The organism is Pseudomonas sp. MF08817 (assembly GCF_059862705.1).
In genome coordinates this window covers 139,823-161,908 of sequence record NZ_JCBCUY010000006.1, presented here as the reverse complement: position 1 = coordinate 161,908, position 22,086 = coordinate 139,823, and the positions used below count along the sequence as shown (strand labels likewise).

Sequence of the window (22,086 nt, the reverse complement as noted above, 5' to 3'; positions counted from 1 at the left end):
GGCGCGAAGTGTGGGGGCGGCGGTGTTTCGCTTGCCATCCAACCCACTTCTATTGGCAGGCCTGTCGCTAGCGCGCCGGGCTCCAGTTGGGCGGGCGTTTTTGCATAAAGGCCTGGGTGCCTTCGCGGCCTTCGGCGCCGGTGGCGGCGTCGGCGAACCAGACGGCGGCCTGGTCCAGCAACGGCCCCAAGGCTAGTTCGCTGCTGGCCAGCAGCAGGGCTTTGGTCCGCGCGTTGGCGCCGGGGGCGCAGCGCAGCACTTGGCCGAGCACTTCGTCGAGGCGTTCGGCCAGGGCTTGCGGGTCGGCTTCGGTGAAGTGCACCAGGCCCAGGCGCAAGGCTTCGTGGCCGTCGAAGCGGGCGGCGGTGAGGGCCAGGCGCCGGGTGTGGCTGAGGCCGATGCGCTTGACCACGAACGGCGCGATCTGTGCCGGCAGCAGGCCGAGGCTGGTTTCTGGCAGGCCGAAGGTGGCGTTCTCGGCGGCAATGGTGATGTCGCTGACGCAGGCCAGCCCCAGGCCACCGCCCAGCACCACGCCTTGCAGCAGGCTAATCAGGGTTTGCGGCAGCTGTTCGGCCTCTTGCAGCAGGGTGCCGAAGGCGCGGTTCAACGCTTGGCACGCGGCCGGCCCAGCGTGGTGGGCTTGGGCCATGTCCGTGAGGTCGGCCCCGGCGCAAAAATGCCCGCCGGCGCCGCTGAGCACCAGGGCGCGCACCTGGGGTTGTTCGCGCACGGCGGCGAACACGGCGCGCAGTTCGCTGACCATCGCCAGGCTCATGGCGTTGTGGCTTTGCGGGCGGTTGAGGGTGACGTGCAGCACGCCGCCATGGGCGTCGAGCAGCAGGGTGGTGCAGGTGGGCAGAGTGCTCATGGCTTTTTCCCCGGCAGGGTGCCCATCAATTTGCAGATGATGCCCAGCATGATTTCGTCGGCGCCGCCGCCAATAGATACCAGGCGCATGTCGCGGTAGGCGCGGGCCACCGGGTTGTCCCACATAAAACCCATGCCGCCCCAGTATTGCAGGCAACTGTCGCTGACTTCCCGGCCCAGGCGCCCGGCCTTGAGCTTGGCCATGGATGCCAGGCGCGTGACGTCCTGGCCTGTGACGTACTGCTCGGTGGCCTGGTAGACAAGTGCGCGCAGGCACTCGATTTCGCTGGCCAGTTCGGCCAGGCGAAAGTGGATCACCTGGTTGTCGATCAGCGCATTGCCGAAGGTACGCCGCTCCTGGCAGTAGGCGATGGTGCTGTCGATGCAGTGCTCCAGGCCCTTAATCATGTTGGCGGCGCCGAACAGGCGTTCCTCCTGAAATTGCAGCATTTGCATCATGAACCCCGCGCCTTCGTGGCCGATGCGGTAGTGCTGGGGCACGCGCACGTCGTCGAAGAACACCTGGGCGGTCTGCGAGCTGCGCATGCCGAGCTTGTCCAGGTCGCTGCCCAGAGTGATGCCGGGGCTGTCCATCGGCACCACGATCAGGGATTTGTTGGCGTGGGGCTTGCCGTCCGAGGTGTTGGCCAGCAGGCAGATGAAGTCGGCGCAGGGCGCGTTGGTGATCCACATCTTGCTGCCGTTGATGACGTAGTCGTCGCCGTCCTTGCGTGCGCTGGTCTTGAGCCCGGCCACGTCGGAGCCGGCCCCCGCCTCAGAGACGCCGATACAGCCCACCTGTTCACCGCTGATGGCCGGGCGCAGGAACTGCTCGCGCAGTGCATCGCTGCCAAACCGTGCCAGGGCCGGGGTGCACATGTCGGTCTGCACGCCGATGGACATGGGAACGCCACCGCAGCGCACGGTGCCGAACTCTTCGGCGGCGACGATGGAATAGCTGTAGTCCAGGCCCATGCCACCGAACTGCTCGGGCTTGGAGATGCCCAGCAGACCGAGGTCGCCGGCCTTACGGAAAATCTCATGGATGGGAAAGCGCCCGGCCCGTTCCCACTCATCGACATAAGGGTTGATCTGGTGCTCGACAAAGCCGCGGACGGTGCGGCGCAGTGCTTCGTGTTCCGGGGTGAAGATCATGCGGGTACTCCCTGTCTATGCGGTGGTCGTGAATTAGAACCGCGCCACGCCGAAGGTGTTGGGCTGCAAGGGCCGCACCTGGGCTTCGTGGCAGATGTCCAGCAAGTAGCCCAATAGCGTGCGGCTGTCGCGCGGGTCGATGAGGCCGTCGTCCCACAGGTTGGCGCTGGCGTAGAGGGCGGTGGATTGGCTGTCGAGTTTTTGCGCGGTGGCCTGTTCGAGCATGTCCAGCATCTTCGCGTCCGGTTCCAGCCCTTCCTTGAGTTGCCGGGCCTCGGTGACGATGCGCAGCACCTTGCCGGCCTGGGCGCCGCCCATCACCGCCGTGCGGCTGTTGGGCCAGGCGAAGATGAAGCGCGGGTCCAGGCCGCGCCCGCACATGGCGTAGTTGCCGGCGCCGTAGGAGCCGCCGACCACCAGGGTGAGTTTTGGCACGCGGGCATTGGCCACGGCTTGGATCATTTTTGCGCCGTGCTTGATAACACCGTTGCGCTCGGACTCGGTGCCCACCATAAACCCGGTGGTGTTGTGCAAAAACAGCAGCGGCGTCTGGCTCTGGTCGCACAACTGGATGAACTGCGCCGCCTTGGCCGCGCCCTGGGCGGTGATCGGGCCGTTATTGCCGATCAGGCCACAGGCGCGGCCCTGGATGTGCAAATGGCCGCAGACCGTGTGGGGGTCGTATTCGTTTTTGAAGCCGAGAAAGCGTGAACCATCGGCCAGGCGCGCGACGATCTCGCGTACGTCGTAAGGCTGTTTTGGCTCCGCGGGGATCAGCCCCAGCAGTTCTTCGCTGGGGTACAGCGGTTCGTCATAGGCCGGGGCCGGGCGGTGCGGCAGGTGTGCGTTCCAGCCCAGCAGGCTGACGATTTCGCGCACGATGCGCAGGCCATCGGCGTCGTTCTCGGCCAGGTATTCGGCGGTGCCGGCCACTTGCGCGTGCATCTGCGCGCCACCCAGTTCCTCCTCGCTGGCCACTTCGCCGGTGGCGGCCTTGAGCAACGGCGGGCCGGCGAGGAACAAACGGGCCTTGTCGCGCACCACCACCACATAGTCCGACAGCCCCGGCTGATAGGCGCCGCCCGCCGTGGCCGAACCGTGGACGAGGGTGATCTGCGGCAGGCCCATGGCCGACATCCGCGCCTGATTGGCGAAACTGCGCGCGCCTTCGACGAAGATTTCCGCCGCGTAGTTGAGGTTGGCGCCGCCGCTCTCGGCCAGGGTGATGATTGGCAAGCGGTTTTCCAGGGCGATCTGTTGCAGGCGCAGGGTCTTTTTCAAACCGCTGGGGGAAATGGTGCCGCCCTTGATCGCGCTGTTGTTGGCCACCACCAGGGCGCGCACGCCACTGACGTAGCCGATGCCGGCAATCAGGCCGCCGCCGGCCTGGGTGCCGTCCTTGTCGTCGTGCAGCTTGTAGCCGGCCAGGCTGGCCAGTTCGAGAAAGGGCGCGCCGGGGTCGAGCAGCAGGTTCAAGCGCTCGCGGGGCAGCAGTTGGCCGCGCTGGTCGAACTTGGCTTTGGCCGTGGCGGCCTTGTCCAGCAGGGCCTGTTGCAGGGCCTGCAAGTGGCCGAGGCTGTCGAGCAGGGCGGCGCGGTTGTGGGCGTAGGCGGCGCTGGCGGGGTCGAGGTGGGAGTGGATCACCGGCATTTAGGCGTTCCTCGGCAGGACGTGGTCGGCGATGTGGCGCGGCACTGGGATCTGAATTTCCAGCAATTGCTGGGCGAACGCCTTGCCCTGGGGGTCGATGCGCAGGCTGGCGACACCGCCGCCGCCCAGGGCGTTTTCCAGGACGAAGTTGAGGCTGTGGCTGGCGGGCAGATACCAGCGCTGCACGCGGCCGTGGATCGGGTCGAGTACGTGGCCCATCCACTCGACCACCACTTGGGCGCTCAAGGCTTCGGCGATCCAGGGCAGAAAGCGCGGCTCGCGGGCCATCACGCCGATGTTGCTGTGGTTGCCCTTGTCCCCCGAGCGCGCCACGGCCAGGTGCACCAACGCCACGCTGGCATCGGCCAGGCCTTCGGCGGCGGGCGGTTCGGCGGGGGCGGGCAAGGTGCTCCACTGCGGCGCGGCGAGTTCCGGCAACGCGCAGGGGTGGCGCTCGCCGGCCAGTTCCACCGCCAGGGTGCAGGCGCTTTTGTCGATCAAAAACGAGAACAGGCGAATCAGCGGGTACACGCTCGGGCGCCCGCCGACGATCCCGGTCAGCCCCGGCGCCATGCCGGTGGCGGCCTGGGCGATCTCCCGGGAAAACAGCACCAGTGCGGCTTTGAGCGGGTGGCGCACGGCCAGTTTGATAACCACTTCGCGGCTGTCGCGGCGCTGGCCGTGAGGGCCGTAGGTGGCTTCGCTGCCCAACAGTTCAATGTTGACTTCGCTATAGGGCGCCCAGCCGCGTTCGCTGAACATGTGTGCGGTCTTGGCGATGATCGCCTGGCTCACGCGCTCGGCCTTGGCCACGGCGTCGATGCCGGCGAGCACGCAACTGGCGGTGCAGCGAAAACCGTCCGGGTAGGTGGCGCTGACCTTGTATTGAGCGGTGGGCGGCAGGCCTTTGGCGCCGTGTACCTGGACGCGGTCGGGGCCGTGCTGGCGCAGTTGCACGGCGGTGAAATCGCAGATCACATCCGGCAAGCGATAGGCGCGTGGGTCGCCGATTTCGTAGAGCAATTGCTCGCCCACCGTCAGCGGGCTGACCAGGCCACCGGTGCCGGCGACTTTGCTCACCGTGAACGTGCCGTCGGCGCTGACGTCGACGATGGGGAAGCCGATGTGCTCGTAGTCGGGTACGTCGCGCCAGTCGGTGAAATTGCCGCCGGTGCACTGCGCGCCGCATTCGATGATGTGCCCGGCCAACGCGCCCTGGGCGAGGCGGTCGTAGTCGTCCCAGGCCCAGGCGAATTCATGCACCAGGGCCGCGCTGACCACCGCGCTGTCCACCACTCGGCCGGTGATGACGATGTCGGCGCCCAGTTCCAGTGCGCGGACGATGCCGGGGGCGCCCAGGTAGGCGTTGGTGGATACGCACAGCGGCGGCAGCGGGGTGTCGTTGAACATTTCCCGCAGGCCCAGGGTCGCCAGGTGTGGGAACTGCGGTTGCAGGTCATCGCCCAGCAGCACGGCGATTTTCAGCGCCACCCCGGCCCGCTCGCACGCCGCTTGCAGGGCGGCGGCGCAGGCGTGCGGGTTGATCCCGCCGGCGTTGCTGATGACGCGGATGTTTTGCGCGCCGATCTGTGGGAGCAGCGGTGCGAGGACTTCGACAAAATCCGTGGCGTAGCCGGCGTTGGGGTCTTTGAGGCGGGCGCCGGCCAGCAGCGACAGGGTGATCTCGGCCAGGTAGTCGAACACCAGGTAGTCGAGTTGGCCGCCCACCACCAATTGTTCGGCGGCAGTGCTGGTGTCTCCCCAGAATGCGCTGGCGCATCCGATGCGCACGGTCTTGTTCATCACCCAGGCCCTTTGCGAAAGAATGCTGGCGAGACTACCAAGCAAGCGCTTGGTTTGTAAATCCTCGATGCATCTGTGGGCCAAGCGCTTGCTTGGTTGCCCCTGTGGGCTTAAATTGCCGCCCACACCGCGCCTGTGGGGCGCGTGGCAGACGATTGAAGTTGAGGCAGGAGACAGGCGTGGACGAGCAGACAGCCTTGCGCGTGATGCGCGGCATGGTAGACGAAGGGCAACTGACCGACCCCGACAGCGCCCGCGGCAAGCTGTTGCAAACCGCCGCGCACCTGTTCCGCAACAAGGGCTATGAGCGCACCACGGTGCGCGACCTGGCCAGCGCGGTGGGCATCCAGTCGGGCAGCATCTTCCATCACTTCAAGAGCAAGGACGAAATTCTGCGGGCGGTGATGGAGCAAACCATCCTCTACAACACCGCGCTGATGCGCGCGGCCCTGGCCGAGGCCACCACCCTGCGCGAGCGCGTGCTGGCGCTGATCCGCTGTGAACTGCAATCGATCATGGGCGGCAGCGGCGAGGCCATGGCGGTGCTGGTCTACGAATGGCGCTCGTTGTCGGCGCCGGCCCAGGCCGATGTGCTGGCGCTGCGCGACATCTACGAGCAGATCTGGATGCAGGTGCTGGGGGAGGCCAAAGAGGCGGGGTTCATCAAGGGCGATGTGTTCATTACCCGGCGTTTCCTCACGGGCGCGCTGTCCTGGACCACCACCTGGTTTCGCCCCCAGGGCAGCCTGAGCCTGGACCAATTGGCTGACGAGGCGCTGACCCTGGTGCTATCGGCGCCGGCCTTAGCGCGATAAACCGCAGCAAAGTTGTTTAAGTGCTGGAAACCGCCTAGCTTGGTGGTATCGATTGTGTTTCCAGAGGTGTGTGGTCTTGATGTTTTCACCAACGCGCACGGCTTTGCGGATCGGCCTGGTGCTACTGGCCGGGCTTTGGGTGGCACCGGTGTTCTGTGCACAGTTGGTCAGAGTGGGCGCGGCTCACTTCCCGCCCTACACGGTGCGCCCGGAAAACGGCGCCGACACCGGCCTGCTGCCGCAGATGCTGGACGCCCTGAACCGCTTGCAGGATGACTACCAATTCGTCCTGGTGCCCACCTCCATTCCCCGGCGCTTTGGCGATTTCAAACAGGGCCGGGTGGATTTGGCCATTTTCGAGAACCCCGACTGGGGCTGGCAGGACATTCCCCACACCAGTGTCGATATGGGCCTGGAAGACGCCGAAGTGTTCGTCGCCCGCCGCGAACCGGAACGCCAGCAAGACTACTTCACCGATCTACAAGGCAAGCGCCTGGCACTGTTCAGCGGCTATCACTACGCCTTCGCCGATTTCAACGCCGACCCCAAGTACCTCGCCGAGCACTACACCGCCACGCTCACCTACTCCCACGACAGCAACCTGCTGATGGTCCTGCGCGGCCGGGCGGACATCGCGCTGCTGACCCGCTCGTACCTGAGCGACTACCTGCTGCGTAACGGCAAGACCGCCGACAGCTTCCTGGTGTCCGAACGCATCGATCAGCTGTATCACCACTACGCCTTGATCCGCCCCCGCGCGCCCATCAGCGCCGCCACCTTCAAGCAATTGCTGGCGCAACTGCACCGCAACGGCGAGATGGTGAAAATATTCGCGCCGTACCGCATTGCTATTACCACAATGGCGCCTTAGGCCTTGCAGCAAGCGGCCTCGGCTGCGCGGCGGCGGTAAAAACCTGCCATGGGTTGAATGACCTGATGGTCCAGTTCGAGACATTGAAGGCGGTTTTCTCGCCACTAGCGGCATGTCGCCACTGGTCGGAAAACCGTTTTTTTTCGCGCTGACCTGTCAGATCTGACAGTAGGCAAGCGCTCCTTTCCAGGCGTTAGATAACCCAGGTTCCCCCTGCATTGGCGGTGGGTTACACCGGTTACTTTCCTGGACAGGAGTCATGTGATGGCCAAAAAGCCCCCCTCCAAAGCCACTTCGCAGCCTGCTACGAAGTCCGTATCGCCACCGAGTACTGCCGCTGCCGAATTGCCCTACCCGCAGATCGAGCATGCCACCAACAACAGCGTGCTGTACCCCATCGATGCCCTGGAGGGCACCTCGGCCACCCTTGCTTTTACCGGCATGACCACCGCGCCCATCACCCTGTATTGGGCGATCAAGGGGCAGGACGAGCCCGCGTTCGAGCCCATCGTGCAGCCAGGCAGTACCAGCGGCAGCATCCAGATTCCCATTCCCTGGCAACAGGTCAGTACCTGCATCGGCCACACGGTGTTGGTCTGGTATACCGCCACGGTGGGCGGGGTGCTCAAGGAGTCTTTGGTGTTGGAATTGGAGATCCAGCACATCCGCGAAGCCGACCTGCGTGGCTCGCTGCCGGTGTTCGTGCACTCGCGCGAGGAGTTCAGCACCTGGTGGCTGAACATGTACGAGTTCCAGGGCGACGAGACCATCCGGATCAAGGCCTGGCCGATGATCCAGGCCGGGCAGCGGCTGTTCGTCACTGTGGCCGGTGACCAGCATCAGGTGCCGTATCAGTTTATTTGGGTGGTGTTCGACCACCTGGTCACGGCGGCGGAAACCGATCCCGAGCATGTCTTCGAGTTCCGCCTGGCGCGGGGTTGGATGTCGCGCCGTCAGGACTATTCGGCCCTGACCACCCACATGGGGGTGATCTGGGACGGCACCGAGCCGAAATTGCCCGAGCCTGACGATCCGGTGCACGAAAACCCACTGCCTCTCAATGCCCAGGATTTTCACCTGCGCACCACCACTTTACTGCGGGTGGCCCCGGCCCTGGACTTACCGCCACCGCACCTCAAGGAGTCGGTGGATTGCGGCAGCGACGGTTGGCTGGTGAACCCGGTCAACACGGTGAAGGGCGCCCATGTAGTGATCGTCTATGACGGCATGCATGCCGGGGATGTGGTCTGCCCCACTTTCAGCGGCACGCCGGGGCTGGGTTCGCCGGCCCTTGAATGCCGCACGGTGAAAGAGGGCGAAAGCAGCCTGGAATTCTTCGTGCCGCCTTCGGCCATCAGCGCCAATTTCGGCTTGCCGATTAACCTGACCTACAACGTCAGGTACAACGGCACCGGCCCCTGGCAATCGCCGCCCAGGGTGGTCAGGGTGCTGGACATCAGCGGCTTGCCCACCCCTGTGGTGGAACAGGCGACGGCAGGCCACCTGGACCTCAATACCTTCAGCGGCGATGCCGATTGCACGGTTATCCCCTGGCCATACATTGCGCTGGGCCAGCCTTGCTGGCTGTGGGTCACGGGCGTGTTGGAGGACGGCACGCTCTACAGTTTCCCAGTGCTGGAAGGCGAACCGGTGACCGCTGAGTGGCTGGCCAGTGGCGTGAACACGCCGCTGCCGCGCCGTGAGCTGGAAAAATTCGCCGATTGCGGTAAGTTCCAGGTGCATTTTGCGGTGAACTTCAATGGCCAATCCGATAGGGCGACGGCGAAGAAATTCCCAGTGCTGACACTGGGCATCGAGCAGGAAAACCTGGTGCTGGATCCACCGACCGTGCGCGAGGCGGTGGGCTCGCAACTGACGATCTACAACGGCCGTGACGGCGTAACGGTGCGGGTGGCCTATGCGCGAATGAGCACCCATCACCAGATCAGCCTGTGCTGGCAGCGCGCCGACGGTACGTGCCTGCCGCTGGCGGCAAAGCCGGGCAGCAGTCACCCCAAGCAGGTGGACTTCGCCATCCCCCGCGAAGCGGTGATCCAGGGCAGCGGCAAGACAGTGGCCATCACCTACACCGTGACCAGCGCCTGCAAAGTGGCCACCTGCGCGCCGTTGAACCTGCAGATCAGCGTGCCGGTGCGGCTACCCACCCCCGTGGTGCCGCAGGCCACCAACAACATCCTGGATTTGCGCACCTTGAGCGGTAACGCTGATATCACGGTGCAGAAATGGTGGTTCATCCTGCCGGAGCAAAAAGTTTGGTTACGCGGTGTCGGCACCCAAAAGGATGGCAGCCCTTACACCCTGAATGTGTATTTGGGTAAAGCGGTGACGGCGCAGGAAGTGAGCGCCGGGTTGGCGCATATTTTGCGGCGCGAGGAGTTGGATTTACTCAAGGACGGCAGCGAGTTGACATTCACCTGCAAAGTCACGGCCGATGGCAGTAGCCATGAAAGTGAGGCGGTGGTGTTTCCGACCCTCACATTGCAGGTACGAACGTTACGAGTGCCGACGATCGATCATGAGGACTTTGAAAGCTACCCCCCAAGGTTCATTACGGCTGGGCAGAGTATTGATACGGCGTTTATGACCCTCACGCTGCCGCCTGGCATGGCCGGGTTGGCGGGGATTTCGGAGTATCCGTACGCCACGCCAGGGATGCACCACATCAACGCCATCGTCATTGCGCACAAGGGGGAAAGGCTCAACCCTCCACAACAGCTGAACATCGACTTCAAACACGAATACGAGCGGATCAGGTTCGCTTGGAGTTGGTTGCAAGAGCGTGGCTGGGTCACGTTTTACGGCGCGGGCAATCAGGCGATAAAAACCCTTGAATTCAAGGGTACGCTTGAGGGCGGAGCGGTGAACCATTTCTGGGTCGAGTGCTACAGCCCGGATGTTCCTATCGTCAGGATGGAGGTGTTTGCAGTGGACTGGGGGTTCCTGGACTTCTTCACGATGTGGCGTATCTGAGCGGGAAGCGGCCGGGCGGCTCGTGCGTGCCGCCCGGCTGGACGAACGCTCTAGGGCTTGGCCCCGAGAATCTTCACCAGCTTGTCCGGCGACGGCGCGCCTTGCTGTTGTTGCAGTTCGCCTTTGTCGTCCATGTAGAAAATCGCCGGGGTGGCGGACAGTTCCAGCTCTTCCATCAACTGCATGTTGGCGTTGAGCTGGGCCTGAACGTCAGCCGGGATCTTGCCCAGGGCTTTGAGCTTGCTGGCCTTGCCGGCCTTTTCGTGGTCGTGCAGGGCCTTGGCGGGGTCTTTGGCGGCCAGCAGCGCGGCGGATTTGCCTGGGCTGTCTTCGCGGATGATGCCAACCATGATGTGGCGTAGTTGCACCTTGCCCGCGTCCACCCACGGCCGCGCCTGCTCCCAGAACATATTGCAGTAAGGGCAGTTGGGGTCGCTGAACAGGTACACCACGCGCGGGGCGTCGGCCTTGCCATCGGCGATCCAGTGGCTGGCCTCCATCTTCGCCCACACGGCCTTGGCCATGGGCGCGTAGACCAATTTTTGCAGGGGCTCGGCGCTCAGGTCGGTGCCGTTGGCGTCGTACAGGTTGCCCAGCAGCACGTGCTTGCCGTCGGGCGTCAGATACAGGGCCATGCCGCGGTTCTGGTACTGCGCCGCATAGCCGCGCAGGCCATCGGGGGCGTCGAAGGTGCCGAGGATCTTGGCGCCCTTGTCCTGGATCTTTTGGATCGCCGCCGGCAGTTCTTCGGCGTGCAGCAGCGGGCTTTGTAGCAGGGCGGCGCCCAGGCTCAGGGTCAGCAGGTGGCGGAGGCGGAGCATGGTGGTTTCCTTGCAGAAGTGGCCGGGGTCGGCGTGTCGAAGTTTTCCAGGGCCCGGGCCAGGCTGGCCTGGGACAATTCCCCGAGATGGTTGCCCAGCAGGCGCCCGTCGGCGCTGTAGAACAGCGTCGTGGGTAGGGCCATGGAACCCACGGCCTGGCCGAGGCGCCCGCCGCTGTCGAACAGCATGTTGTCCAGGTTCAGGCCCTGGGTTTCCAGGTAGGTGCTGACGCTTTGCATGCTTTCGCCCTGGTTGACGAACAGGAAGGTCAGGTCCGGGCGTTGTTGTTGGGCGTGTTCGAGCACCGGCATTTCCCGCCGGCATGGCGGGCACCAGGTGGCCCACAGGTTGATGACCAACGGGCCGCCCTGGTAGTCGCTCAGTTGTACGGTTTGCCCGGCGGCGTTGCGCAGGGTGATGTCCGGCAGGCGGGTGCCCTGTTCATAGACACTCAAAGACAGGCTGGCCAGCACCCAGAACAGCATGCCAGTGGCCACGCCCGCGCCCAGGGGCTTGCGCAAGGGCGGGCGGCGCCAGCCCCAGAACAGGGCGCCCAGCAACAGGGCAATCGCCCCGGGCCAGGGTAAAAAGCCGCCGTCGCGCAGGTCGACCACTTGCCACGGGTCGTCGCGATAGAACGGCCAGTAGGCCAGGACAAAACCGATGCGCGCCGCCAGCATGCCCAGCAGGAACAGGCTGAACAGCACGGACTCCGGGTTTTCACCACCGCGCTTGGCCACGCGCCAGCCCACCAGCGTGGCCAGGGCCAGGGCGCTAATCAGCAGCAGGTGGTTGAGGGCGATGGCGAAGGTGCCGATGGTGAACGTGAGCATCAGCGGGCATCCCGGGTGGCGTTCCAGCGTTGCAGGAAACCGGCGGCGTCCACTTCGCCGGTGATGCGCTGGCTACGCCGCTCGTTGCCGTCCGGGCCGATCCACAGCAGGCTGGGCGGGCCGGGCACCTTGTAGCGGCTCATCAGCTCACGGCTGTCGGCGTTGTCGGCGGTGACGTCCAGGCGCAACAGGTGCACGTCGCTCAAAGCGGCGAGTACCTGGGCTTTGCCGAACACCTGCTTCTCCATGATCTTGCAGGACACGCACCAATCGGCGTAGTAGTCGATCAGCACCCATTGGCTGCGGGCCTGGGCCTGGTCCAGCTCGGCTTGCAGGGCGGTGGGGGTCTTGATGGTAATAAAGGCGTCGTGAGCGGTGGGTGCCGGCACGCCCGTGGTGCGCGAAGCCGCGTAGACCTGCAACGGTTTCCACAGGTCATCGCTGCCGCCCGCGGCGCCCACCAGCAACGCAGTGCCCCACACCCCGGACACAATGGCGCCGGCACCGAACACCTGGGCCACCCGGCCGAACCCGGCCGACTGACGCCAGCCGACGAACGCCATGACCAGCAGCAACACGCCCCACAGGCCGATCCACAGCGACTCGTCGAGCACCGGGCGCAGCATCAGGATCGCCGTACCCAGGAACAGGAAGCCGAACAAGCCTTTGAGCTGGTTCATCCATTGCCCCGGCTTGGGCAGGAAGCGGTTGCCTACGGTCACCAGGATCAACAGCGGCAGGCCGATGCCCAGGCCCATGCTGAACAGGATCAACCCGCCGTGCAGCGCGTTGCCGCTTTGGGCGATGTACAGCAGGGCGCCGGCCAGGGGGGCAGTCATGCACGGGCCCACCAGCAGGCCGGACAGTGCTCCCAGCACACCGGCGCCGACGAGGCTGCCACCACGGCGCTGGTTGCTGACGTTTTCCAGGCGATCGCGCACGGCCACCGGCAGTTGCAGTTCAAAGAAGCCGAACATCGGCAGGGCCAGCAGGACGAAAATCGCCGCGAAACTGCCCAGCAGCCAGGGTTGTTGCAGCATCGATTGCAGGTTGCCGCCCAGCAGCGCGGCGATCACTCCGAGGCTGGCGTAGACCAGGGCCATGCACACCACATAGCTGCTGGCCAGGGCCAGGCCACGGCGGGGGCTGGCGCCGCTGCCGACGATCAGGCCGGAGAGGATCGGTAGCATCGGCAGCGAGCAAGGGGCGAAGGCCAACAACAGGCCCAGGCCGAAGAACACCAGCAGGCTCCAGCCCAGGCTGCGTTGTTGCAGGCCGCTGGCCAGGGCTTCGTCCTGGGCCTGGCCGGAGGCGGCGGTGGCCGAGGGCGCGCCGCCCAGGTCAACTTTAAGGGTTTGCGGCGGGTAGCACAGGCCGGCATCGGCGCAGCCTTGCCAGCCCAGTTTGATTTCCCCGCTGGCACTGGCCGGGAGCTTGACTTCCAGGCCCTGGCGATAGACCTGCTGGTCGCCGAAGAACTCGTCGCTATGGGCCTCGCCCTCGGGCAGCACGGGTTTTTGCGCCTCGGGCAAACCGTCGAACTTCATGCGCTGCTGGTACAGGTAATAGCCGTCGGCGATCTGCCAGAACAGCTGGGTTTCCCCGGTATCGAGTTTCTGCGAGGTAAAGGTGAAGGCCTTGTCCACCGGCAGGAATTCGGGCTTGGACTCAAACGGGTTCGATGCCGCTTGAGCCAGCCCCGACAGGAACACTAAACATAAAATAAACAGTCGACGCATGAGGCGAGCCTTAGAACGAAGCAAGTGGGGGCACAATGGGAGGCAACGATTAACCGATTATTAACCCTGGCGGCCATGGACACAGGACTTTTGCCGGGTTTTGCCGCCGCGCAGCATAATGCCGGCTTAATCCGTTATCTTCTTAATTCGCATTTTTTACGGGTTCGATCATGCATGTACTTGTTTGTGAAGACGATGAACTGATCGCCAGTGGCATCGTCGCCGGCCTTTGCGCCCAGGGCCTGACCGTGGAGCATGTGGCCACCGCCAGCGCGGCGCGGGCCATGCTCAAGGCGGCGGAGTTCGACGTCATGGTGCTGGACCTCGGCCTGCCGGACGAGGATGGCCTCAAGCTGCTGCAGCAGTTGCGCAAACAGGGCCTGGAGCTACCGGTGCTGATCCTTACCGCGCGGGACTCGGTGACCGACCGCGTCGACGGCCTGCAAGCGGGCGCCGACGACTATTTGCTCAAGCCCTTCGACCTGCGCGAATTGGCCGCCCGCCTGCACACCTTGCTGCGCCGGGTGGCGGGGCGCAGCGTCAACCTGATCGAACACGGGCGCTTGACCTACAACCCCAGCAGCCGTGAGACCTTCCTGGGTGGGCAACCGGTGGACCTGTCGCGCCGCGAGCAGGCGCTGTTGCAGGCCCTGCTGCACAACCGTGGGCGGGTGCTGTCCAGCGAACAATTGAAGGACAGCGTCTACGGCTTCAACGATGAGCTGGAGAGCAACGCCCTCAACGTGCACATCCACCACCTGCGGCGCAAACTCGGCAACGGCATCGTCGAAACCGTGCGCGGCCTGGGCTATCGCTTGGGCCCGGCCGATGGCGGGGAGGCGTGAGCGTGATGAGCCTGCGCTTGCGCCTGAGCCTGACCCTGGGCGCCGCGTTCGCGATGATCTGGGCCCTGGCTGCGGCCTGGATGCTCAGTGACTTGCGCAACCAGATGATGTTTTCCCTGGACCAACGCCTGGTGGCGTCGGCGCGCATGGTGGCGGGCCTGCTGGAGCAACTGCCGGCCCTGCCGACCCAGGGCGAGGGCAGCCATTTGAGCGCTGAGCAATTGAGCGTCCCCGGTGGCATGGCCTGCCAGGTCAGTTCCTTGCGCGGCGAAATCCTCGCCCGCAGCCACAGCACCCCGGAGCAAATGCTCGAGGCCGAGCAGACCGGTTTTCGCGACCAGATGATCGAGGGTGTGCGCTGGCGTAGTTTTACCCTCGACCGCGGCGACTTGCGTATCACCACCGCCGACCGCCAGGTTGAGCGCGAAGCCTTGAACATGTCAGTGCTGCTGGCCGCCTCGGTGCCGGTGGGCGCGGCGCTGCTCGGCTGCCTATGGCTGCTGTGGCTGGGCATCGGCCGGGGCCTGGCGCCGCTCAACCGCATGCGCGATGCGCTGATGCGGCGCAGCGTCGATTCCCTGGAGCCCTTGCAAGTGGCGCCATTGCCCAGTGAATTGCAGCCGCTGCTCGACACCCAGAACCAATTGCTGCAACGCATCGGCAAGACCATCGAGCGGGAGCGGCGCCTCACCGGCGATGCCGCCCATGAGCTGCGCAGCCCGCTGACCGCAATCAAGACCCACCTGCAAGTGGCGCGCATGACCGAGGGCGTGGCCCGCGACCAGGCCCTGGGCCGTGCCGAGGAGGGCGCCGACCGCTTGCACCGGACTCTGGAGCAATTGCTGTTGCTGGCGCGAGTGGAGGGCAGCCTGTCGTTCGACGACGGGGTGCAGTGCAGCGCCGAGCAAGCCGCGCGGCTGGCGATCCAGGACGCCACTAGCGGCCAACGCGAGCGCATCCGCCTGCATCTGCCCCTGGGCCTGTCCAGCGCGCCGCTGGAAATGCCCTCGGCGCTGTCGATTGCCGCGCTGCGCAACCTCCTGGACAACGCCCTGCGCCACACCCCAGGCGACGCGCCGGTGGAGCTGAGCTTGCACACCGAAGGCAACCGCGTGCGTTTCGAGGTGCGCGACCACGGCCCGGGGATTCCCGCCGAGCACCTGCCCAACCTGACCCAACGCTTCTGGCGCAATGGCCAGAGCACCGGGTGCGGGCTGGGGCTGGCGATTGTCCAGGCGATTGTGCAGCGCTGCGATTGCGTGCTGACCTTCGACAGCCGCCCCGACGGTTTGTGCGTAGAACTGACCATGCCGCTCAAGCCCCAGTAATCCCTTTGCGCCTTGGGCCGCCCTCCTCAGTTGCAGAGCGCGGGCGGGCCCGCTGACTACACAAAGCACCGCCTACAAAAAAACCGCTGACTTCAGCGGTTTTTTTGTAGGCGGTGTACCTCAGGCGTCGGTCAGGGCCTTGACCAGCGCATCGATGTTGCCTTCGAGTTCGGCCACCGGGTCGGCGCCGTCCACCTTGAGCACCAACAGTCGGCTGCCGGATGCGGCAATCGCGGCCTTGATCGCCTCGGCCGGTTGGCGGTGGTGCAGAACCAGCGCGACGTCGTTGGCCTTGAGGGTCTGGGTCAGTTGCTGGAGGGCCTCGGGGGTCCATTCGGTGTCGGCCCGCGGGTCGACGCCGGCCGATTCCAGGTTGAGGCCGCTGAGCAGGTAGCCGAAGTGGTCGCTCAGGCTCATTACGCTGAGGTTGTCGGCATCGGCCAGGCGCGCCTCGCTGGCGGCGCTGAGTTTGAGCAGGCGCTGCTTGAGGGCACTGAGGTTGGCCTCGATCTGCGGCTTGGCGCCGGGGGCCAGGCGCACCAGGTCGGCGGCGGTGACGTCGGCCATGCGCCCCAGGTTGTTGCTCGACATCCACGGCTGGCTGTTGAGGCCGTCGGCCTTGCCCGGTTGCAGGGCGATGCCGGGCAGGGCGCCGTCCACGGGGCGGGCGGCGTCGATTTCGACGACGCGGATGTTGCTGCGCCGCGACACCGGGTACAGCGGGTCATCGGGCCACAGCGAGCGGATGCCGATTACGGCGTCGGCCTCCACCGCCAGTTTGTGCAGCGCCGGGGCGCCGCGCCCGGTGAAGTAGGCGGTTTGGCGCGAGCCCGGCAGGTTGGCCGGCGCGGCGCGTTCCAGCGTCACGTGGGTGCCTTTGAGCAGCAGTTCGCCCAGGCCATGGGTGACAGGCAGGGCGGCGAGCACCCGCAGCGGCTTGGCCTCGGCGGCCATCAGCGGTGTACTCGCCAGCCCACAGAGGGCCAGGGCCAGGGTCAGTTGACGCAAGGAGATAGGCATTTATCCGATATTCCCTTTCAGGCTGGGGACCGTGCCGCGCGCGATGGCGGCCAGGGCGAAGGCGATGCCGGCGGTCAGGATGATGGCCGCGCCGGACGGTACGGGCAGGTCGAAGACAATCGGCGCCATGATCCCGCACAGGGTGCTGAGGGTGGCGATCAGCACCGAGATCCAGAAGAAGCCCTTGAGCGACTGGCTCAGCAGGCGGGCCGCCGCGGCGGGAATCACCAGCAGGGCGCCGACCAGGATCGCGCCGATGACTTTTACCGCGGCCACGGTAATCAAGGTCACCAGGATCACGAACAGGTAATCCAGGGTCTTGACCGCAACCCCGCGTACCGCCGCCAGTTGCGGGTTGAAGCTGGCCAGCATGATGCGGTTGTACAGCGGCAGGGCCAGGCCCATCACCAGGCTGCCGACGATGCCCAGCACCAAGAGGTCGTTGCCGTTGACTGTGAGCACCGAGCCGAACAGCACGTTTTCCAGGATGTGCACGTTGATCTTGCCGGCCAGGATCAACAGCAGGCTGGCGCCCAACGCCAGGGACACGGAGAGGAACACGCCAATCAGGGTGTCCGGCGCCAGGCCGGTGCGGTTGCGCAGGTAGTTGAGCAGGATGCCGAACAGCAGGCAGTAGCCGAACAGGCTGCCATAGGGGCCGGTGTAGGGTTCGCCCAGGAGGATGCCGATGGCCACGCCGGTGAGGGCGGCGTGGCCCACCGCTTCGGAGAAGAACGCAAAGCGCTTGACCACCACCAGGGTGCCCAGGCCACCCAGCACCGGGCCGATCAGCAGGCCGGCGAGCAAGGCGTTGACCACGAACCCGTAGGCCAGCGCTTCGGGCAGGTAACCGGACGAGGCCCAGCCCTGGATCATCAAACGGAAGGCTTCGTAACTCATCAGGCAAGGCTCCCGCTGGCGGCGTGCTCGGCACGCGGATGGGTGGAGAACAGGCTCAGCAGGCGTTCCGGGGTCAAGGCCTCGCGGGGCTTGGCATCGAACAGCACGCGGCGGTTGAGGCCGGTAACGCGGTCGGCCAGGCGCCCGACGGCTTCCAGGTCGTGCTCGATCCACAGCACGGTGATGCCGCTCAGGCGCCAATCCCCGAGCAGGCGCTCGAAAACCTGGATGCCGGCTTCGTCGAGGGCCGACATTGGCTCGTCGAGCACCAGCAGGTGCGGCGCGGGAATCAAGCCTTGGGCCAACAGCACCCGTTGCCGTTCGCCGCCGGACAGCGCGCCCATGCGTCGCTTGCGTTTGTCCTGCATGCCGACCCGCTCCAGGGCCTCGCCAATGGCGGCGGCGTAGTGCCGGCTCAGGCCGAGGAACGCCGGGCGGCGCTGGCACATGGCGGCCATGAAATCGTCCACGGTCATCGGCAGCCCGCGGTCGAATTCCAGGGCCTGGGGCACGTAGCCGATGGTGCCGGGCGCGCCCGGCCAGTGCAGGCTCAGTTGGCCCTGGTGCGGCATTTGCCCAAGCAGGGTCTTGATGAGTGAACTCTTGCCGCCGCCGTTGGGGCCAACCAGGGCGTGGACGCTGCCCGGTTGCACGGTGAAGCTGACGTTGTCGAGGATGGTGGTGCGGCCTAGGGTCAGGCCGACGTTGGCGAACTCCAGGGTCGGGCCGTCGCTGCGCACGGCCAGGTGGGCGGCGGCGGTCATGCCCCGGCCTCCTGGATCGCGCGGACCACGGTATTGAGGTTGCCGGTCATTTCCTTCTCGTATTTCTCGGCGCTGTAGTCGCCGTAGGAGATGTGCGACAGCGGGTAGAGCTTGACCCCGGATTCGCGCTGGATGGTGTCAACGTAGGAGGACGGGAAGTCCATTTCCGAGAAGATCACCTTGACGTCCAACTCGCGCAGTTGGTCGATGGTTTTCTTCAACTGGCTGGGGCTGGGCTCGATGCCGTGGGCCGGCTCGACCACGGCTGTTACTTCCAGGCCGAACTCGCGCAGCAGGTAGTCGTAGGCCGCGTGCACGGTGGCCACGCGCAGGTCGGCGTTGGGCGCGCTGGTGAGCTTGGCCAGGGCGTCGGCGCGTATTTGGCGCAGGCGCTTGCCGTAGGCCCGGGCGTTTTGCGTGTAGGTTTTGGCGTTGGCCGGGTCGAGCTTGCCCAGTTCGCGGGCGATGTTGTTGACCTGGGCGATGGAGGCGCTGATGGACAGGAAGGTGTGCGGGTTGACCACTTTACCGGCGCCGCGGGCGGCGTTGCCGGTGGCGGCCAGCAGCGGCACGTTTTCGTTGGCTTCGATGACCTTGATGCGCGGGGTTTCGCTGGCTTCGATCATGCGGTCGGCGAAGTCGTCGTGGCCCACGCCATTGAGCACTATCACGTCCAGCCCACCGATGCGCTTGATGTCTTCGGCGCGGGGTTCGTAGGCGTGGGGGTTGAAGCCGGCGGGGATCAGCGGCACCACCTCGGCCTTGTCGCCGACAATGTTGCTCACGTAGCTGTAGTAGGGGTGTAGGGTGATGCCGATACGCAGGCGCTTGGCCTCGTCGCTGCTGGCGTGGGTGGCGAACAGGCTGGCCATCAGGCCAACCAGCAGCAGACGCAACAGCGCAAAACGGTGAGATGAACTAGACATGGGGGAACGGTCTTCTCTCGGGTGAAGGCATGGATTCAGTGGCGGTGCTGGCGAGTCACCCCAGCATCGAATTGCGCGACGATCTGCTGCCAACCTGCGCTGGCCAGCGCCTGGTCATCCAGGCTGGCCGGGGCCGCAAGGCCTGCGCTGCGGTTGAGCCAGACGTCCGGGGCGGCGTCGCTGTGCTCGCTGACGCGCATCAGGAACGAACCGGCGACGCTGGGGTTTTGGCTCAGGCCCAGGTAGGCGTTGGCCGCCAGCAAGCGCCAGGCGTGGCCGCCACGGCTGACCGAACTGGCGTCCTGGGCGAAGGGCGCAAAACCTTCCTCGGCCAACTGCTGCGGGGTGGCCAGGGCATTTTGCTCGGCGCGCAGCAGGTGGATTTCGTCCAGGGTTACCCGCAGGTCGGCGTAGATGCCTTGCTCGGCGGCGCTTAGGTCGCGGCGCGCGTCCAGTTGATGGCTGGGCACGGCGCTGAGGGTTTGGGTTTCGCCGCGCCACAGCACCACGGATGCGGCAACGGCGAGGATCAACAGGCACAGCCCGAGGACATAGAGGGTTTCATGGCCGGCGCCGGCGGGGCGCACGACCTGGGTAGTGGGGCTGGTCATGGCGCTTGGATATCCGCTTGGTCGATTTCCACGACGTGGCCGGGGCCGGCGTCGAACAGCACATAGAACTCGGCGCCGGGTTTCTTGAAGGTCAAGGTCGAGTCGGCACCGAGTTTGCCTGGCACCAGGATGGTTTCGTCGTAGCCGATCACGTCCAGGGTCACTCCCGGCGCGCCGCTGCCATCGGAAAAACCGCCGGTGCACTGGATCTGCTCGCCGTCGATTTCCTTGCATTCGCACAAGGGGTTGTGGGCCAGGGCTGTGCCGCTCAGGCCAAGGCCCAGCAGGAAAGCGCCGGCCAGGGCCAGGCGCAGGCGGGAAAAGCGTGGAACAGGCTTCATGGTTTGCCTCCTTGTTTGTTCAGCCAGGCAACGGTGGCCGGTGAGGCCTTGCTCAGGGGAATGCCGGCCTGGTGCATGCTGCCGTCCCAGCCTTCGAGGGTGATCCACAGTTCGGCGTCGGGCTTGGTCTTGGGCGGGATCTGCAGCGACGCGCCCATGTTGTACGGCGTGCCGAAGAAGATCACCCCGGCGGCGCGCAGGCTGCGGGGCTTGCCGATGCGCAGGTAAGTGGCCTTGACCTTGTCGGTGCAGGCCTCGCACAGGGCGGCGTTGAAGCTTTTCAGGTAGCCGGAAGCGCCGCTGAGCTGCGGCGCTTCGTTGCGCATTTCAGCCAGGCGCAGGCTCCAGGGGCCGACCTGGATCTCGCCGACTTCCCGCTCGCCCAGGCCCGCGTCACCGCGAAACAGCGCCTGGTCGGCGAAGTATTTGGGCATCAGGCCCAGGGGAATGAGCAGCAGCAGGATGTTCAGGTGGAAGCGCCACTTACGCCACCACAGGCTCAGGCGGGACGGTTGCGCGGCGGTCTGGGACTGGCTCACAGGTGGCCCTCCGAAGTCTGGGCGGCCATGGCCGGTTGGCCCTGGGACGCAGGGGTCGGGCGCGCGGGGCGTGGTGGTTTGTTGGCGCGCTTGAGGGCGTTGGCGGTGGCCAGCGCGGTGCGCTTGGTCCAGATCAGCAGGCCACTGAGCACCATCATGCTCAGCAGCAGGCCGAAGAAGAACCAGATCAGCTTGATCCACAGCCCACCGAAGTCACCGGTGTGCAGCGGGCGCATGGATTCGGTGACGAACTCCAGGGCCGTGCGGTCGGACAGCAGGCTGGTCACGGCGATTTCGCCGGTGTAGGGGTTCAGTTGCGCGGTCTGGAACATCAGCGGGTACCAGCCACGGCCGCCGATCATGATGTGGCTGTAGGCGTTGCTCGGCAGGCTGACGAAGGTGGCCTCCAGGCCGGGGATTTTCTTCAGGGTTTCGGCGATGGCGTTGTCCAGGCTGATGCGCGGCGCCGGGGAGCCGTCGGCGGTCAGGGGCACGCTTTCACGCGAGACCACCGGCACGATGGGCTCGCTGGAGATGGAGATCTGGTTGTCGCCCAGGATCGCCTGGATCAGGAACCAGGTGCCGGTGATGGCAATCACCGCGATGAACCAGATCGACCAGATACCGCTGAGGCGGTGGAAGTCGCCCCAGAAAATCCGTGCACCGTGGTTGAAGCGCAGGGTGGGCTTGAAGAAGCCTTTCCAGAAACGCTTGTAGACCACCAGCCCGGTCACCAGCGAGGCCAGCAACGGCAGGCCGAGGATCGACACCAGGTACCAGCCCCAGCTGTAGCCATTGGTGAAGGGCACCAGCCACCAGCCGTGCAGGGCGCGGGTGAAGCGCTCGAAGTCGAAGGCCGGCGCCACGCCCTGGATCACCCCGGTGTAGGGGTTGACGTAGGTGGTCATCGAACGGCCGTCGGGGTAGCTGGCGCTGACGCTGAGGGCAAAGTGGGACTCTTGGGGCCGCACGATCTGGTCGACGATGGTTTGCGGCTCGGCCTTGGCAATCGCGGCGATGATCTGGTCGTAACTCAGCGGCTGGGCATCGTCCGAAGGCTTGCTGGCGCGTACGTCGGGGTTGGCCAGCCACACGATCTCCTGGCTGACCACCGCCAGGGTGCCGGTGACGCACACGATCAGCACGAAGAACCAGATGGGCAAGGCCAGCCAGCTATGAACGAGAAACCAGAGTTTTGAACGGGACTTCTTCGACATGGAATAGGGTCTTGATTCGGGGGGTGGTGCGGTACAAACCTCACGGC

Annotated in this window: 20 protein-coding genes; 5 read left to right on the top strand and 15 right to left on the bottom strand. The window is 65.5% G+C overall.

Going from position 1 to position 22,086, the window contains the following annotated elements:
- Positions 1–67 precede the first annotated feature (67 nt).
- Genes AC19YR_RS05865 through AC19YR_RS05850 form a run of 4 tightly spaced genes read right to left on the bottom strand, consistent with a single transcriptional unit; the run spans position 68 to position 5,478 of the window.
- On the bottom strand, positions 68–871 hold the full coding sequence (locus AC19YR_RS05865) for an enoyl-CoA hydratase-related protein (protein ID WP_500597533.1): 804 nt from the start codon (positions 869–871) through the stop codon (positions 68–70).
- Positions 868–2,025, bottom strand: a complete 1,158-nt coding sequence (gene atuD / locus AC19YR_RS05860) for a citronellyl-CoA dehydrogenase (RefSeq protein WP_095107537.1) — start codon at positions 2,023–2,025, stop codon at positions 868–870. The genes AC19YR_RS05865 and atuD overlap by 4 nt, the downstream gene beginning before the upstream one ends.
- Positions 2,026–2,058: 33 nt before the next feature.
- A complete protein-coding gene (atuC, locus tag AC19YR_RS05855; RefSeq protein ID WP_500597532.1) occupies positions 2,059–3,675 on the bottom strand; it encodes a geranyl-CoA carboxylase subunit beta in 1,617 nt (538 codons plus the stop codon).
- A complete protein-coding gene (locus AC19YR_RS05850; protein ID WP_500597530.1) occupies positions 3,676–5,478 on the bottom strand; it encodes an acyclic terpene utilization AtuA family protein in 1,803 nt (600 codons plus the stop codon).
- Positions 5,479–5,657: 179 nt separating this feature from the next.
- Between AC19YR_RS05850 and AC19YR_RS05845 the strand changes: the two genes are divergently transcribed.
- The 3 genes from AC19YR_RS05845 (at position 5,658) to AC19YR_RS05835 (ending at position 10,155) form a co-directional block, all read left to right on the top strand.
- Complete coding sequence (locus AC19YR_RS05845; protein WP_095107540.1) at positions 5,658–6,293, top strand: TetR/AcrR family transcriptional regulator; 636 nt, start codon at positions 5,658–5,660, stop codon at positions 6,291–6,293.
- A gap of 79 nt (positions 6,294–6,372) precedes the next feature.
- Positions 6,373–7,164, top strand: coding sequence for a substrate-binding periplasmic protein (locus AC19YR_RS05840; RefSeq protein ID WP_095107541.1), 792 nt, complete (start codon positions 6,373–6,375; stop codon positions 7,162–7,164).
- 264 nt (positions 7,165–7,428) lie between these two features.
- Positions 7,429–10,155: a hypothetical protein gene (locus tag AC19YR_RS05835; RefSeq protein ID WP_500597528.1), complete on the top strand. Its 2,727-nt coding sequence runs from the start codon at positions 7,429–7,431 to the stop codon at positions 10,153–10,155.
- A gap of 50 nt (positions 10,156–10,205) precedes the next feature.
- Here the strand turns inward: AC19YR_RS05835 and dsbG are convergent, their stop codons facing one another.
- The 3 genes from dsbG to dsbD are packed head-to-tail and all read right to left on the bottom strand — an operon-like array spanning position 10,206 to position 13,548.
- Complete coding sequence (gene dsbG, locus AC19YR_RS05830; RefSeq protein WP_095107542.1) at positions 10,206–10,976, bottom strand: thiol:disulfide interchange protein DsbG; 771 nt, start codon at positions 10,974–10,976, stop codon at positions 10,206–10,208.
- The gene (locus AC19YR_RS05825; protein ID WP_095107543.1) at positions 10,952–11,809 is read right to left on the bottom strand and encodes a TlpA family protein disulfide reductase; all 858 of its coding nucleotides are present in this window, start codon (positions 11,807–11,809) and stop codon (positions 10,952–10,954) included. The genes dsbG and AC19YR_RS05825 overlap by 25 nt, the downstream gene beginning before the upstream one ends.
- Positions 11,809–13,548, bottom strand: coding sequence for a protein-disulfide reductase DsbD (dsbD, locus tag AC19YR_RS05820; protein WP_500597526.1), 1,740 nt, complete (start codon positions 13,546–13,548; stop codon positions 11,809–11,811). Before dsbD ends, AC19YR_RS05825 begins: the two co-directional genes overlap by 1 nt.
- Before the next feature lie 170 nt (positions 13,549–13,718).
- On the opposite strand from dsbD, the gene AC19YR_RS05815 reads away from it, so the two are divergent.
- Both AC19YR_RS05815 and AC19YR_RS05810 read left to right on the top strand, forming a co-directional pair.
- Positions 13,719–14,393 (top strand): response regulator, encoded by a 675-nt coding sequence (locus AC19YR_RS05815; protein ID WP_500597525.1) that lies wholly within the window; start codon positions 13,719–13,721, stop codon positions 14,391–14,393.
- 2 nt (positions 14,394–14,395) lie between these two features.
- Positions 14,396–15,721, top strand: a complete 1,326-nt coding sequence (locus AC19YR_RS05810) for an ATP-binding protein (protein WP_500597542.1) — start codon at positions 14,396–14,398, stop codon at positions 15,719–15,721.
- Between the two features lie 120 nt (positions 15,722–15,841).
- On the opposite strand, the gene AC19YR_RS05805 is transcribed toward AC19YR_RS05810, so the two are convergent.
- The 8 genes from AC19YR_RS05805 to AC19YR_RS05770 form a co-directional block, all read right to left on the bottom strand.
- A complete protein-coding gene (locus AC19YR_RS05805) occupies positions 15,842–16,741 on the bottom strand; it encodes a metal ABC transporter solute-binding protein, Zn/Mn family (RefSeq protein WP_500597523.1) in 900 nt (299 codons plus the stop codon).
- Complete coding sequence (locus AC19YR_RS05800) at positions 16,742–17,641, bottom strand: metal ABC transporter permease (protein WP_095107547.1); 900 nt, start codon at positions 17,639–17,641, stop codon at positions 16,742–16,744.
- A complete protein-coding gene (locus AC19YR_RS05795; protein ID WP_095107548.1) occupies positions 17,641–18,405 on the bottom strand; it encodes a metal ABC transporter ATP-binding protein in 765 nt (254 codons plus the stop codon). Before AC19YR_RS05795 ends, AC19YR_RS05800 begins: the two co-directional genes overlap by 1 nt.
- A complete protein-coding gene (locus AC19YR_RS05790) occupies positions 18,402–19,277 on the bottom strand; it encodes a metal ABC transporter substrate-binding protein (RefSeq protein ID WP_500597540.1) in 876 nt (291 codons plus the stop codon). Before AC19YR_RS05790 ends, AC19YR_RS05795 begins: the two co-directional genes overlap by 4 nt.
- Before the next feature lie 89 nt (positions 19,278–19,366).
- A complete protein-coding gene (locus AC19YR_RS05785; protein WP_500597522.1) occupies positions 19,367–19,942 on the bottom strand; it encodes a DUF6162 family protein in 576 nt (191 codons plus the stop codon).
- Positions 19,939–20,283, bottom strand: coding sequence for a hypothetical protein (locus AC19YR_RS05780; RefSeq protein ID WP_095107551.1), 345 nt, complete (start codon positions 20,281–20,283; stop codon positions 19,939–19,941). Before AC19YR_RS05780 ends, AC19YR_RS05785 begins: the two co-directional genes overlap by 4 nt.
- Positions 20,280–20,822 (bottom strand): PA2404 family protein, encoded by a 543-nt coding sequence (locus AC19YR_RS05775; RefSeq protein ID WP_095107552.1) that lies wholly within the window; start codon positions 20,820–20,822, stop codon positions 20,280–20,282. Before AC19YR_RS05775 ends, AC19YR_RS05780 begins: the two co-directional genes overlap by 4 nt.
- Positions 20,819–22,039 carry a PepSY-associated TM helix domain-containing protein gene (locus tag AC19YR_RS05770; protein WP_095107553.1) on the bottom strand — a complete coding sequence of 407 codons (1,221 nt, stop codon included), beginning with the start codon at positions 22,037–22,039 and terminating at the stop codon, positions 20,819–20,821. Before AC19YR_RS05770 ends, AC19YR_RS05775 begins: the two co-directional genes overlap by 4 nt.
- Between the last annotated feature and the right edge of the window lie 47 nt (positions 22,040–22,086).